13 protein-coding genes are annotated in these 13,186 nt (G+C 42.6%); 8 read left to right on the forward strand and 5 right to left on the reverse strand.

Annotated elements, in window-relative coordinates; translation table 11 throughout:
* Positions 1 to 375 precede the first annotated feature (375 nt).
* The gene (locus tag R7Q48_RS03200; RefSeq protein WP_005376380.1) at positions 376 to 1,806 is read right to left on the reverse strand and encodes a methyl-accepting chemotaxis protein; all 1,431 of its coding nucleotides are present in this window, start codon (positions 1,804 to 1,806) and stop codon (positions 376 to 378) included.
* 314 nt (positions 1,807 to 2,120) lie between these two features.
* Between R7Q48_RS03200 and R7Q48_RS03205 the strand changes: the two genes are divergently transcribed.
* The 3 genes from R7Q48_RS03205 to R7Q48_RS03215 all read left to right on the forward strand — a co-directional run bounded on the left by R7Q48_RS03205 (position 2,121) and on the right by R7Q48_RS03215 (position 4,305).
* Entirely contained in the window at positions 2,121 to 2,294 is a 174-nt protein-coding gene (locus tag R7Q48_RS03205) for a hypothetical protein (protein WP_005376381.1), read from the forward strand.
* An 81-nt stretch (positions 2,295 to 2,375) separates the two neighbouring features.
* On the forward strand, positions 2,376 to 2,978 hold the full coding sequence (locus R7Q48_RS03210) for an ACP phosphodiesterase (RefSeq protein WP_005376382.1): 603 nt from the start codon (positions 2,376 to 2,378) through the stop codon (positions 2,976 to 2,978).
* A 67-nt stretch (positions 2,979 to 3,045) separates the two neighbouring features.
* Positions 3,046 to 4,305, forward strand: coding sequence for a DEAD/DEAH box helicase (locus R7Q48_RS03215; RefSeq protein ID WP_005376383.1), 1,260 nt, complete (start codon positions 3,046 to 3,048; stop codon positions 4,303 to 4,305).
* Positions 4,306 to 4,332: 27 nt separating this feature from the next.
* On the opposite strand, the gene R7Q48_RS03220 is transcribed toward R7Q48_RS03215, so the two are convergent.
* Positions 4,333 to 5,121, reverse strand: coding sequence for an EAL domain-containing protein (locus R7Q48_RS03220; protein ID WP_042520834.1), 789 nt, complete (start codon positions 5,119 to 5,121; stop codon positions 4,333 to 4,335).
* A gap of 187 nt (positions 5,122 to 5,308) precedes the next feature.
* The gene (locus tag R7Q48_RS03225; RefSeq protein ID WP_005376385.1) at positions 5,309 to 5,941 is read right to left on the reverse strand and encodes a hypothetical protein; all 633 of its coding nucleotides are present in this window, start codon (positions 5,939 to 5,941) and stop codon (positions 5,309 to 5,311) included.
* Between the two features lie 183 nt (positions 5,942 to 6,124).
* Here R7Q48_RS03225 and R7Q48_RS03230 point away from each other — a divergent pair, with 183 nt between their 5' ends.
* The 3 genes from R7Q48_RS03230 (at position 6,125) to R7Q48_RS03240 (ending at position 7,647) form a co-directional block, all read left to right on the forward strand.
* The gene (locus R7Q48_RS03230) at positions 6,125 to 6,367 is read left to right on the forward strand and encodes a DUF2164 domain-containing protein (RefSeq protein ID WP_005376386.1); all 243 of its coding nucleotides are present in this window, start codon (positions 6,125 to 6,127) and stop codon (positions 6,365 to 6,367) included.
* Positions 6,368 to 6,541: 174 nt separating this feature from the next.
* Positions 6,542 to 7,081, forward strand: a complete 540-nt coding sequence (locus R7Q48_RS03235) for a cytochrome b (protein ID WP_005390157.1) — start codon at positions 6,542 to 6,544, stop codon at positions 7,079 to 7,081.
* Positions 7,078 to 7,647 carry a YceI family protein gene (locus R7Q48_RS03240; RefSeq protein WP_017634178.1) on the forward strand — a complete coding sequence of 190 codons (570 nt, stop codon included), beginning with the start codon at positions 7,078 to 7,080 and terminating at the stop codon, positions 7,645 to 7,647. The genes R7Q48_RS03235 and R7Q48_RS03240 overlap by 4 nt, the downstream gene beginning before the upstream one ends.
* A 137-nt stretch (positions 7,648 to 7,784) precedes the next feature.
* Here R7Q48_RS03240 and focA read toward each other — a convergent pair whose 3' ends face one another.
* Positions 7,785 to 9,236, reverse strand: coding sequence for a formate transporter FocA (focA, locus tag R7Q48_RS03245; protein WP_213898341.1), 1,452 nt, complete (start codon positions 9,234 to 9,236; stop codon positions 7,785 to 7,787).
* Between the two features lie 301 nt (positions 9,237 to 9,537).
* On the opposite strand from focA, the gene R7Q48_RS03250 reads away from it, so the two are divergent.
* Entirely contained in the window at positions 9,538 to 10,443 is a 906-nt protein-coding gene (locus R7Q48_RS03250) for a LysR substrate-binding domain-containing protein (protein WP_256902703.1), read from the forward strand.
* Between the two features lie 228 nt (positions 10,444 to 10,671).
* Complete coding sequence (locus R7Q48_RS03255; protein ID WP_017634175.1) at positions 10,672 to 11,154, forward strand: DUF1097 domain-containing protein; 483 nt, start codon at positions 10,672 to 10,674, stop codon at positions 11,152 to 11,154.
* A 153-nt stretch (positions 11,155 to 11,307) separates the two neighbouring features.
* On the opposite strand, the gene R7Q48_RS03260 is transcribed toward R7Q48_RS03255, so the two are convergent.
* A complete protein-coding gene (locus R7Q48_RS03260; RefSeq protein WP_017634174.1) occupies positions 11,308 to 12,942 on the reverse strand; it encodes an ATP-dependent endonuclease in 1,635 nt (544 codons plus the stop codon).
* Positions 12,943 to 13,186: the final 244 nt, after the last annotated feature.

Below are 13,186 nucleotides of genomic sequence, written 5' to 3' on the forward strand. Positions count from 1 at the left end.
GTAAGGCGTTTGATGTAGACATTGGATAGATGAGAAGTTTTTTGTATGAAATCCGCAAGCAGCGCATGTGAATTTCTCGCCATCCGATGAAATGAGATATTCATCTCCTTGGCAGAGTGGGCAATTCAGGTTCTCTATGTCTTTTGTGTCTTTGTAATTATTCATATTGTTTTCCAGCAGCAAATTGGAATTGGCAAGATCAAGCATAGCGGAACGCTCTGTTTAAGAACATTATTTCATCGGGTACAGCGAGAACTTGAGATTCACTTCAAATATCCACTTGGATGTCGTAGAAAATATCGAAGGTAATAGTTGAACACGGTTTAAAGAAAAGGGCTCCCTAAGGAGCCCTTGTTGATCATAAGTTCCACAACGTTATGCGGTGCGGTAGCGTTGTAATATCTCACCAAGAGAAACGGAGGCTTGCGTGAGATTAGCGACGCCAGCGGTAGATTGCTCCGCCACTTCTCTGATTGTGCTTGATTGACTACGAATTTCTGAAAGTTCCGATGCAATATCGTTAGCCACTGCGCTTTGTTCTTCAGCAGATGTGGAAATCTGAATGCTCATGTCCATTAATGAGCGTGCTGACTCGGCAATAGAGGTAACATCATGGCCGATTTCATCAATAAGCTGGCTGCTGGTTTGAGCTTGCTGAACGGTTCGGTTGGTGATTGAAGCAATGTTCTGGCTCTCAATTTGAAGCTTCTCAATCATGGCTTGGATCTCTACTGTTGCCTGTTGAGTTCTGCTTGCTAATGTACGTACTTCATCGGCAACCACTGCAAATCCACGACCTTGTTCACCAGCACGGGCTGCTTCGATTGCTGCGTTTAGTGCCAACAGATTAGTTTGTTCTGAAATGGCGTTAATCGTTGTGATCACGTCATTAATCTGCGTCGTATTCTCGTTTAAATTGGTTACTGACGTAGAGGCTTGTTCAATATAGCTAGATAACGTCTCTATCTCGCCAATCACGTTTTGTACACGGCTTCTGCTTAGTTCGATCTTCTGGGCATCTTGGTCTGACTGCGTCGTTGCTTGTTGAGAAATACTTGATACCTCCTTTGCAGAGGCTGTCATTTCTTCCATTGCCGTCGCGACTGAATCAAGCGTTTGATATTGATGAGATATCTGGGTTTCACTCAACTGCATATCTTTTTCGAATGCAGAAGATGTCTCGCTCAACATCGTTGCATTATTTTTAACACTATTAACCAGTTCACTTAAGGTATCCATAGACTTGTCTAGCGCACAGCCGATGGTACCGAATTCATCTCGACCTGGATGGAAACCAAGACGAGAGGTTAAGTCACCGTCACCAATTTTTTCGGTTGTTGTATATAAAACCCACAGAGCTCCTCCGATAAACGTTGCCACCCAGTAAGAGAATAGGGCAAAAGGAATAACCCATAAGAAGCTGAGTAATAGTGACGATAGAGCTGATGATTTTAACGATTCGTATTGTGTGGACACATTTTGAGTCAGCTTAATCACTTCCCCAGAATGCAACTTGGCATAAGCGGTCACAGACCCATCGACAAAAGAACTCTCGCTTACGCGGTTCGATTTCGATACGCCGTCAATTTCTGTAGCGCGGTTTGATTGAGCATCAACGATACCAGAAAGCTTCGCTTCGCTCGCCGAGATGGCTTGCTGCTCAAATTGTTGTATTTCATTGAAGTAGCGGCTTCCAGCCACTGAAGTGAGGGCTACTAAAAACAGTAGGAATATAACCCACATTTTGTCGTTGATAGACATCTTGATAAACAGCCTGTCTATCGTTCTAAACTCAACTTCTCTCATTTAAAGCTCCATTAGAGATAAAAGATATTGACCAAATCTATTGCTATATCGAAACAAAATATGCGAAGTTAATCAGCAAAATATGTAACGAATACTAAATTTAGTTTAAGAAATGAGATCTAAGGACGCCTATAACAGTATGTTATATCTTTAAATTGACATGAATGTTGATAAAAGAGTCATTTCTCTAAAGTGTTAAGCGGATATGAAACCTAATTGCAATCGTTTACTTTTGATTATGCTCATAGGTTTTTAAATCTTTACTTCTCGCTGTCATGAATGTGTCATATAAAGACTATAAAAAGGAGTTGCTGATGTGGATATGGCAAGAGTCAGGCCGTCAGCAAGTAAAAGCAAGAGAGCTTAAAATAAAGGAGGTCACAATGAGCGACCAATACCAAAACGATGAGAGCCTAGAGCTGCTAGATGCGCTTGAAATTGGCATTATCTTGTCGGAATACGTTGGCTCAGACAACGAAGCCGAATAGCGGAACACTCTCATCTCGTCGTAATTGACGTTATACTAGGTTCATGTCACACCAAGCCCTAGAGGCCAAAACTGGCGTCGAATGAACTTTCTAGCCCACCTGCATATCGCAGATCACAGTAACAGCCATTTATTGGGAAACTTGCTTGGAGACTTCGTAAAAGGAGATCCAAGCAAGCTGTATGAGCGCGATATCTCAAACGGCATCAGATTACATAGATTTGTTGACCGTATTACTGATCATCATCCAATCGTCAACGAATGTAAGCCTCATTTCACTGGTGTTGCGCGACGTTTTGCACCTATCGCTTTGGATATGTTTTGGGATCATTGCCTCGCAAAACACTGGAACGACTTTCATTCCGAGCCTCTCGAACACTTTGTCCAAACGGCATACGAGAGAGTAAACCGAGAGGTTCATGAACATTTGCCGCCACGTTTTTTGGTGCTCCACAGCAGAATGTGGCATGGCCGATGGCTTCAATCCTATCAAGATCTAGACAATATAGAATTTGCACTACATCGGATGTCGCAAAGAAGTCCTAGGATGGCAGACTTAACCACAACATTTAAAGTGATTGAAAGTGATTACACCGAATTAGAAGAGAAGTTCTCGTCACTTTATCGAGATGTTTTGCGCCAGTCGTATGATTTTCAGCAACAGCTTAATGACTCAACTCAATGAGACAGAAAAGTAGTATGGCTTTAGGGGCTCTGGTAAACTCTGCGCTCCAAAAATAATGAGGTTACACATGTCTGTTAATTTTGCTGATTTAGGCATCGAACAAAAGCTAATCGAGACGCTAGGCAATCTAAATATCGTGACGCCAACACCAGTGCAAGAAAAGTCAATTCCACACGTCCTTGCAGGAAAAAACTTACTTGCTGCTGCACAAACTGGTACGGGAAAAACGGCTGCGTTTGGTTTACCTATCATACAAACCGTTCAGCAAAAGAAACTTAACGGCACACCTCAAGCATTGATTTTGGTTCCAACACGCGAGCTTGCACAGCAGGTATTTGATAATTTGAATCAGTACTCGGCAGAAACAGAACTTCGCATTGTGTGTGTTTATGGTGGTACAAGCATTGGCGTACAAAAGAGAAAGTTAGAAGAGGGCGCTGATATTTTGATTGCCACGCCAGGCCGCCTTTTGGATCACCTGTTTAATGGTAACGTAAACATCTCTAAAACCGGTATGCTCGTGTTAGACGAAGCCGACCGTATGTTAGATATGGGATTTTGGCCTGACTTGCAGCGCATCTTCCGACGTTTACCTGCAGAGAAACAGATCCTATTGTTCTCTGCGACATTTGAGAAGCGAATCAAAACTATTGCGTATAAACTCATGGAATCGCCAGTTGAAGTCGAAGTTTCACCAGCAAATACGACTGCTGAAACGGTAACACAAATGGTTTATCCAGTGGATAAAAAACGGAAACGTGAATTGCTAGCGTACTTAATTGGCTCGCGGAATTGGCAGCAAGTGCTGGTATTTACAAAAACGAAGCAAGGCAGTGATGAGTTAGCGAAAGAGCTCAAGTTAGATGGCATCAAAGCGGTTTCTATCAACGGTGATAAATCACAGGGCGCCCGCCAAAGAGCTTTGGATGAATTTAAACAAGGTAAGGTACGTGCTTTGATTGCAACCGATGTGGCAGCACGAGGGTTAGATATTCAAGAGCTAGAACAAGTCGTGAACTTTGATATGCCATTCAAAGCAGAAGATTATGTCCATCGAATTGGCCGCACTGGAAGAGCAGGAAAGTCAGGTTTGGCGGTTTCTCTGATGAGTAGAGATGAGGAGTACTTGTTGCAAGCTATCGAGAACCTGCTTGATCAACGCTTACCCCAAGAATGGCTGGCAGGTTTCGAACCAAGTCTTGTAGAAGAAGTTGAGCCTGAACAAAATGGGGGTGGGCGCCGTCGTAGTCGTTCATCTGAGAAGCGTAAGCTAAAAGCAAAATTGGCGATTCATAAGAATCGTGGTAAATCACGTAGCTCTCGCTAAACCGCGCAAACTTTTGTTCTTACATAGTCAGGCTGTTTTTGCCTCTTCATAGACGTCTAACGTTTGGGGGATAGCAAGTAGGTACCCTTGATACATATCGAAACCGAGCTTTTTCATTAAGCGAAGTTGATGCTCGGTTTCAATTCCTTCGATAACGGTTTTAGAGCATAACGCTTTTGCGAGTGATAATGCATCGTTAAGCGCTTTAAAATCACCGTTTTCATACCTTAGCAATAAAGAGCGATCCATCTTGATTATATCTGGGCAAACGCTTCTCACTCGCTCAGTTGTCGATGCATTGACGCCATAATCGTCAATCGCTAATTTAAATCCTTCAAGACTTAACTCCCGAGCAGCTTGAGACAAAGAGAGTTCATCCTCCACCTTCAATTCAAGTAACTCCATGACGATTTGTTCATTCATCAAATGCGATTCATAAATGGTTTGTTTTAGCAGTCGGTTATAAGTGATGTCTTTGACTAGTATCTCTGCCGCTACCGGTAATACATTGAGAAACAATTGTTTTGTGTGAAAGCGAGACTGAGAGAAATTTTTGATATGGATTAGGCGACTTAAGCGTTCAACATTGAGCAAATCTTGAGTGGGAGTCGCTTTGGATTGGAAAAACTGATCTGGCCTAACCATGGTGCCATTGGCATTGCTAATTCTTACCAGTGCTTCAAGGCCAACGATGGAAATATCGTTCTTATATATGGGTTGAAAGACACTGCGGAGAGTGAAGTTCGCGTATTTCGCAATATACTGCCCGTCGGCTTCTTTCCGGATGCAACTAAGTAGTTGCGAGATGCTCATCATTGTTACCACAACCTAAATCAATGTCTCAACATCAGCGTTATCGCGCTAATTTTTCTATTTCATTGGCAATGAATCTAAGTGTGCTCATTAACTCAAGCAAGAACGATGGTAATGGATGGGTAGTTTTGTCGAGTGATATCAAACAAATTGATGAAATAATTGATAATCTCAGCACTTCAATTTGATGCTACCATTGCAGTACGGCATACAACTGCAAATATTTTCTGACTAACTGCTGTTTGTTCGAACGCCGTAAAGGATGCCCAAACTTAATGTAACAAGGGCTAATACCGAATCGAGTGTCCAAAGATTGCGTGAGTTGCGACTCGCTGGTGTACAGTGTGATTCCTTGTTCTGTGTATTCGTTGATCTGATCGGGTAGTTCACCCATCCACCAATGAAGTAATTCTCGGCTCGTTTTGCTGCGACTTATCCAATGATCACAAACCAAAAAGAGTAGGTCATTAGGCTGTAAGGCATAGCCATATTCACTCTGCCATTCCGTAATTGATGAGAGTAAGTTTTCCCGGCAAGATTTTCCGGCACTGACCATATGGTGACTCAGAACCCAGACAGTGCCGATGTCGGATGAAATTCGATAGTGATGGGGAAGGTCTGGAGAATCCAACACTTCGATTGGCTTTATCACGCAGTTGTATCCAAAGTGACGAAAAGTATGTTCCATCCTTCTTGAAAACGCGAGACCAAGATGATGCTCACTCATGCCTTGGTTATGCACCGCAGGGTAATGCTTTTCACACAGCTTAAGACAGTCGTCTTGAAAATCATTAACACTTTGAATAACTAGGTCGAGTAGCAAAGAATATCCCTTAATAATTACAAAACGAACTGCAAAAGGTTAGCATAGTCTTTTGAGAATAGACTAATTTACTTCGGCAACTTCTTGATCTAAACACCAAATTTCTCACAAATGACCGTGTTTAATCTTTAATAGAGCAACACGAAAGAAGCAGAAGTTGAACAAAAATTTGAAAGGGAAAAAATGATAAAGCTAGAACGCGCACAAAAAGAGGCGTTGGCCACCGCCATTCAAGATTACATGCAAGACGAGCTAGATGTTGAAATTGGCCAGTTCGATAGTGAGTTTCTAATTGATTTTATAACAGAAAAACTAGGGGTAATTTATTATAACAAGGGTGTTGAAGATGCTAAGTTACTGGTTGAACGCAGAATGTTAGAAGTTTCCGAAGAGCTGTATGAGATAGAACAAGAAATTAAGCTGTAAGTTTCAGTTTTACAAACGATTTAAAGTTCCTTCAAAAAATTCGAACAACTTGATAGATACGGTACCATTGGCTGGATGTAAATGATGGTAAATAATCTGTTTCATATGACGTAAATAGGTTAATGTAGTGTTTCTTGCTCAGCATTAACTTAGGAATATATCTAGGAACTTGAGATGGATACACTGGTAAAGAATTACAACCTTACTGCACGCGTGATGCATTGGTTATCAGCGCTGTGCATTATTGGTCTATTTGCAGTGGGTTTGTGGATGGTCGACCTTAGCTATTACAGCGAATGGTATCGAACTGCGCCGCATTACCATCGCTCTGTCGGTATTTTACTCGCTATTTTAACTTTGGCACGCATCGTATGGAAACATGTGACGGCGTCACCAAAGGTAGAAGGCAAACGTTACGAAGTGCTTGCTGCTAAAGCAGCGCATGGTGTTATGTACCTACTATTGGTCACCATCTTTGTTTCAGGTTACCTCATTTCAACGTCTGATGGACGCGGTATCGAAGTGTTTAATTGGTTCACCGTGCCAGGAGCGGGAGAGTTATTCCCAGGCCAATCAGATATTGCAGGTGAGATTCACTTCTATGCAGCTTGGGCAGTCATCCTGATTGCAGGTTTACATGCTATTGCTGCACTAAAACACCACTTTATCGATAAAGACAACACATTAAGAAAAATGTTAGGAGCTTCAAAATGAAAAAGTCACTTTTCGCTACAGGATTAGCTATCGCTATGGCACTGCCATTTGGCGCGCAAGCTGCAGATTATGTCATCGATACCAAAGGTGCTCACGCTTCAATCAACTTTAAAGTTAGCCACTTGGGTTACAGTTTCATCAAAGGTCGTTTCAATACATTTTCTGGTGACTTTTCTTTTGATGAAAACAACATTGCTGACTCAAAAGTAAATGTTGTTGTTGATACAACCAGCCTAGATTCAAACCATGCTGAACGTGACAAACACATTCGTAGTGGTGACTTCATCGATGCTGGTAAATACAGTGAAGCAACCTTTACGAGCACAAAAGTGGTTGATAAAGGCAATGGCAAACTAGATGTAACTGGTGATCTAACGCTACACGGTGTTACTAAGCCTATTACTATAGAGGCTGAATTCGTTGGTGCTGGCAGTGACCCATGGGGCGGCGAGCGCGCTGGCTTTGTTGGCAACACTCGCCTAGAGCTTGCTGACTTTGACATCCCAGTAATGGGTGCTTCAAGCTACGTCGATATGGAACTTCATATCGAAGGTATTAAGAAGTAATTAGTTCCTTTTAGATACACTAAAAGCGCTCTTCACTTGAAGAGCGCTTTTTTATTATCTTAATCACATCACTAACATCGATAAACCAGTCAGTGATAGCGATTGAAAGCCAATAGACGTTGTAAATGTTTAGCGAATTACGCTGTTTCTAACTCGCTTTTTTCCACTAGGTTTAAACGCTCACCAAAAATCGGGCGTAGTGCTTTTAATACTTCAGTACGAGCAACCACCCCGACCATCTGCCCATTTTCAAGCACAGGAAGCACTTGTGGCTTACTTACTTTGATACTTTTAGCGCGTTCTTCGAGAGACAAAGACGTCAAGCGAGTGGCAATACCCATACTGCTCGCTGGGTACAACTGCTCTTTATCGATACATAGGAATTCCACAACATCAACGAGGCGATCACCAGCGTCAATTGCGACCACATCTCGGCTCATGATGTCGACGACTTTTTGGTCTTTCACCGGAATGTAGTCCTCACACCATAGTTCTACCATCACATCGTGAGCAGAGAAGAAGCCAACTAATCGATTTTGTACGTCTACAACAGGTGCGCTAGTTACGTTGTTATCAAGTAACACATCCAGAGCGGCTGCAATTGGCGTTTCTGCACGAACGGTGACTGGTTTTGGGTTCATAATGTCTTTAACAAAAGAGGCATTTTTCATGGTGAAATCCTTAACTGACGACAGTGTTGTAGTTGTAGTGATAGAAGAAATATTCGCTGCTTTTAGTTCTGGTCGGCGAAAAATACACCAGTTTGAAAGGCCAACTAATACCGCTCCGCCGACGATGTTGCCAAGCGTGACAGGAATCAAGTTAGCGGTGATAAAGTGGCTAATGTTTAGGTCTGTGTATTGTGACGCGGGCACACCGACAGATGCCCAAAAAGATTCAGGTGCAAAATTCGCGATAACAATACCAAGTGGAACCATAAACATGTTCGCAACACAGTGCTCAAAACCGCTGCTGACAAACATTGCCACAGGCAAAATTGTCATTGCTGCTTTTGTCATTGCATTTGCAGAACTAAATGTCAGCCAAATCGCTAGGCAGACCAACAGGTTACAGAGAATACCGAGTGCAAACGCTTGAATGAGAGTGTGGTGAAGTTTGTGTTGTGCGATGTTAAGCGCATTTAATCCCCATTGACCGCCATCCATCTGATAAAGACCAGCAGCAGTAACCAACGCAAGTAGGAACATCGCACCAATAAAGTTACCAACGTAAACTTTGCCCCAGATCGAAAGCATCTTACCGAACGAGATTTGCTTATTGGCCCAAGAAATACTGGATAGGACGGAGCTGGTAAATAATTCACCACCGCAGATCACTATGAGGATCAATCCCATGCTAAATGCGAGTCCACCAGCTAGGCGGCTCAAGCCCCAACCAGCGCCCGTACTGCCGGTGGTCACCGTGATGTAAAACAAGAATGCTAACCCGATGAACGCGCCGGCCATAATCGCGAGGCTTAATGTCATACTGCTGGTTTTGTTTGCCTTACTTAACGCAAATTTTTCCGCTTCAACCATCATCTCTTTTGGAGAAAAATACTGGTGATTTTGAGAACTGGTCACCGCCATATTGACTCCTTAATTTGTAATCGCATAAAAAATCCTTGGTTATTAACTCAAAAATGAAATTGTTGTTTTTATTAAGAGCCTCAATGACTTCAGTTTCAAAACCATTGAGGCTTGCGGTGTTCCCGAACCGCGTACTCAGAATAGGGAGAACGGTTAGTAAGGTAAAATTGATAATATTTAGAAACCTCATCAAATTAATTGATAACTTTACGGGGCCAGGTAAAATGAACTCTATTGCTTATTGGGGCATGCTTTAACAATTGTGGGGATTGGGAAATACCCACTAATAATGGAGGACACTTTGCGCTACTCACTTAAGCAATTAGCGGTTTTCGACGCAGTTGCAGATACCGGCAGTGTAAGCCAAGCCGCAGAAAAATTGGCTTTGACACAATCAGCGACAAGCATGTCGCTTGCGCAATTAGAGAAGATGCTTGGCAGGCCGTTGTTTGAGAGGCAAGGCAAGCAAATGGCGTTAACCCATTGGGGGATGTGGTTACGACCAAAAGCAAAACGCTTGCTACAAGATGCATTGCAGATTGAAATGGGCTTCTATGAGCAACATTTATTGAGTGGTGAGATTCGTATGGGAGCGAGTCAAACTCCAGCAGAGCACTTAGTTCCCGACCTTATCAGTATCATTGATAATGACTTTCCAGAAATGCGTATTTCCCTCGGTGTACAAAGTACAAAAGGGGTGATTGATGGGGTATTAGATTACAAGTATGACTTAGGGATTATTGAAGGGCGCTGTGATGATAACCGTTTACACCAAGAAGTATGGTGTCGTGATCATCTTACTGTTGTCGCAGCTTCTCATCATCCTTTTGCGCGTAATCAGTCTGTTAGCCTTGCGCAGTTAGAGCAAGCGAAGTGGGTACTAAGAGAGCATGGCTCTGGCACACGAAAAACATTTGATAGTTCTATTCACCACCTTATTGAAGATTTGGATGTGTGGCGCGAGTACGAACACGTTCCGGTGTTACGTAGTTTAGTTGCTAATGGTCAGTACCTTACTTGCTTACCGTATTTAGATGTAGAGCGATATATAGAAGCAGGTCATCTTGTGGCATTAAATGTACCTGAGTTAAAAATGGAAAGGATGCTTTCATTTATATGGCGTTCAGATATGGCAGAAAACCCATTAGTCGACTGCATTAAAAGAGAGGGACTACGAATGATGAAAGGGAAGCCTTCAGTTCTTTAAAGGTTGATTAAACATGCCTACGAGATGAGTTGGGTTTATTCCCTAAATCTGTTGATTTATCGGTTGCGTCAAACTTTTAATGTAAATTGTGAAAATAATAATATCTTATTGTGATCAGTATCACCGATAAGCTGAGCTGATGTATCTAACATGTGTCCTTGATTTCAATGTATGAAGGCAGTTATTGAACCATATAGGTACGATAATAGCCGAGTAGGTATGACTACCATGACGACACTTTTAGCTATTTCTATCACTACTGGAATTTTATCTGGCGTATGGGGTTGGATCGCCATCTCTTTAGGTTTGCTTTCTTGGGCTGGTTTTTTAGGTTGCACGAGCTACTTTGCAGCGCCAACGAGCGGATTGAAAGGACTAGGCATCAGCTTAATCACCAATATGACAGGCGTATTCTGGGCAATGGTAATTATTCACGGTTCCACTTACGTGGGGTTGGAAATTATTGGCTATGTGATTACCGCTATTGTGGCATTCTTCATGTGTATTCAAGCTAAACAGGCTTGGCTCGCGTACATCCCTGGTACTTTTATTGGTTCATGCGCAACATTTGCGGCTGACGGAAACTGGCAACTTGTCATTCCATCGTTGTTGCTAGGTGGTGTGTTTGGCTATCTAATGAAAGCGACAGGGCTATGGTTGCATACGAAATCAACCGCTACTTCATCTTCGCTTGCTGAGCAAGCACAGTAGTGAACCCCCGGTCTTATTGGTATCCACTGTGTATTGAGTTTTATCCCTCTCAATACCCTTAATCAAAATTAATGATGTTTGATACAAGCACACCAAATTGGTGTGCTTTTTTTGTATTACAAGACAATACGCTGAGTGTGAAATAGGCCTAACTCATGTATTGCCGTTGGCCATGGTAACAACGCGTTTAAGTGTCCAGCGCAGAAGTACAGGAATACACTCCATGCCTTTCTCTTCACAATGAGAAACAATGGCCAAAGCTAAGTCCGGTTTTGCATGTTTTTTCAAAACACGATTTACGACTTTTTTAGCAGGGATAGGGTGGTCATGAGGAACTTTGATGATGTCCTTAAAGAAAAGTTCAAAACCATTGTTGTACAGAAAGTGCTCGATGTCTCGGTCGGGTAACTCCGTAAGTCGATGCCTTTCCTGATCATGGTCGAGCTGTGCTCGCACTGCATGCGCGTACTTTTTCCCTGCTGGGTCGCCATCGGTAACGACATGCCAATCAATACCAAACTCTTTTGCTACTTTGATGAGTGATTTTAGACCTGATTGAGCAAACTCAACGATTTGAACCCCTTCGGCAGCCAAGTCATACCCGCATTGACGAGCCAGTTCATGAAAAAGCCAAACTTCGGTTTCGCCCTCAACAAGTAACCAGCACCGTGCAAATAATGCTCCTGAACGATGAAAACGAATATGGAAACCAATTCGGCGCAACTCGTCTCGACCAAACTTTGTTGAGTTTAAACTCTTAGCGATGGTTCTGTCTGATAGCCGAATTAAACGTCGAATTGAATACAGTGGAACAGAACCGAGTAACGTGCCACTGTTGGTGGTTAATATCTTTTGCATTGGCAACAATTGCAATAAGGACCACGCTCTCGCTAGATGAGTTGGATGCAGTCGACCTTCTGGATCTTCAATGATCAGTATTGGTCTCGCACAGCGCCTTAAATCGGTGGGGCCTTTAGCTTGAAGATAGGCATTGAGTAACCCCATTAAAAGCAAGCGGCTTTGTTTGTCATTGGTTTCTTTCAAGAACTGACTCAAGCCTTTATCAGAGGAAGGGCTTGTATAGAAAAGACCATCACGAGGTTTGCGTGGGTTGCCTTTACTGACACTTCTGAACGCGAAATAGTGTTCAACAAGCGTTTGCATTGAGTCGAGGCTACTACGAATCTCACCTTTATTCACATGGCCAGGCATAGCCAATAAGCGTCGACAGGTGTTGTTGATTCGTTTTTCAATCCGAGCATTTTTACCATCGCCGTTGACATGGTTTAAATCTGGGAAGCGTCGGGAGTCACGTAGTCGGATTACAGGATGAAGTGTCATTAACTCAATAGCGAGTTTCTCTGAGTGGTGAAGTTTTTTGGGTTTGCCGTTATGATCCAAAAACGCGTACTTTGTATTAATGCCGTGCTCATCGCGAGACGCACTAATACGATAGTAAATGACTTGCTCACCATCTTCGTTGGTGCACCATGTAGGCTTTATGCGTCTGTAGCGTCCCGCTTTTACTTCGTTTTTATCCTGTGCTTTAAAACAAACAATGATCTGTAAGTGTTGTGTTTGTGGATGAGAAATTGAGTAGTCAACGTGAAAATCTTTCAGTTTGAATTGATACAATGAGCCATTGGCAGGTAGTGCGATGGAAAGGGCATCGAGCAATGATGATTTGCCCCACGTGTTTTCACCGATGAGCGTGGTGAGTTCGTCAAAAGAGAGTGAAAGGCGTTTGATGCCTCTAAACCCGGAGATTTCGATGCGTTCTAGTCTCATCTCAATCCTCCTTGCAATTATTTGAATTATCGAGAGTTATTTTGCTACTCCTAAGCATATATGAATTCGGAATTTTTGAGTTAAGCTCAGTTCACAAAATTACGAGAGCCTCTTACTGAATAGAGACCGTTACAAGCGAGGCTTGCTTTCAAAGCCGGGGGACAGCATCGTGATCACTTAAACATGAAATCCTAAATCGCAGTTTCATAAAATTCATGATTCTGTCATGATTCACTTCTTATTA

This window comes from Vibrio sp. 378, assembly GCF_033339435.1.

What these genes read in the sequence shown, in the direction of transcription:
- R7Q48_RS03200 (WP_005376380.1), bottom strand. Translation starts at nt 1,806, where the DNA reads ATGAGAGAAGTTGAGTTTAGAACGATAGACAGGCTGTTTATCAAGATG.
- R7Q48_RS03205 (WP_005376381.1), top strand. Translation starts at nt 2,121, where the DNA reads ATGTGGATATGGCAAGAGTCAGGCCGTCAGCAAGTAAAAGCAAGAGAG.
- R7Q48_RS03210 (WP_005376382.1), top strand. Translation starts at nt 2,376, where the DNA reads ATGAACTTTCTAGCCCACCTGCATATCGCAGATCACAGTAACAGCCAT.
- R7Q48_RS03215 (WP_005376383.1), top strand. Translation starts at nt 3,046, where the DNA reads ATGTCTGTTAATTTTGCTGATTTAGGCATCGAACAAAAGCTAATCGAG.
- R7Q48_RS03220 (WP_042520834.1), bottom strand. Translation starts at nt 5,121, where the DNA reads ATGATGAGCATCTCGCAACTACTTAGTTGCATCCGGAAAGAAGCCGAC.
- R7Q48_RS03230 (WP_005376386.1), top strand. Translation starts at nt 6,125, where the DNA reads ATGATAAAGCTAGAACGCGCACAAAAAGAGGCGTTGGCCACCGCCATT.
- R7Q48_RS03235 (WP_005390157.1), top strand. Translation starts at nt 6,542, where the DNA reads ATGGATACACTGGTAAAGAATTACAACCTTACTGCACGCGTGATGCAT.
- R7Q48_RS03240 (WP_017634178.1), top strand. Translation starts at nt 7,078, where the DNA reads ATGAAAAAGTCACTTTTCGCTACAGGATTAGCTATCGCTATGGCACTG.
- focA (WP_213898341.1), bottom strand. Translation starts at nt 9,236, where the DNA reads ATGGCGGTGACCAGTTCTCAAAATCACCAGTATTTTTCTCCAAAAGAG.
- R7Q48_RS03255 (WP_017634175.1), top strand. Translation starts at nt 10,672, where the DNA reads ATGACGACACTTTTAGCTATTTCTATCACTACTGGAATTTTATCTGGC.
- R7Q48_RS03260 (WP_017634174.1), bottom strand. Translation starts at nt 12,942, where the DNA reads ATGAGACTAGAACGCATCGAAATCTCCGGGTTTAGAGGCATCAAACGC.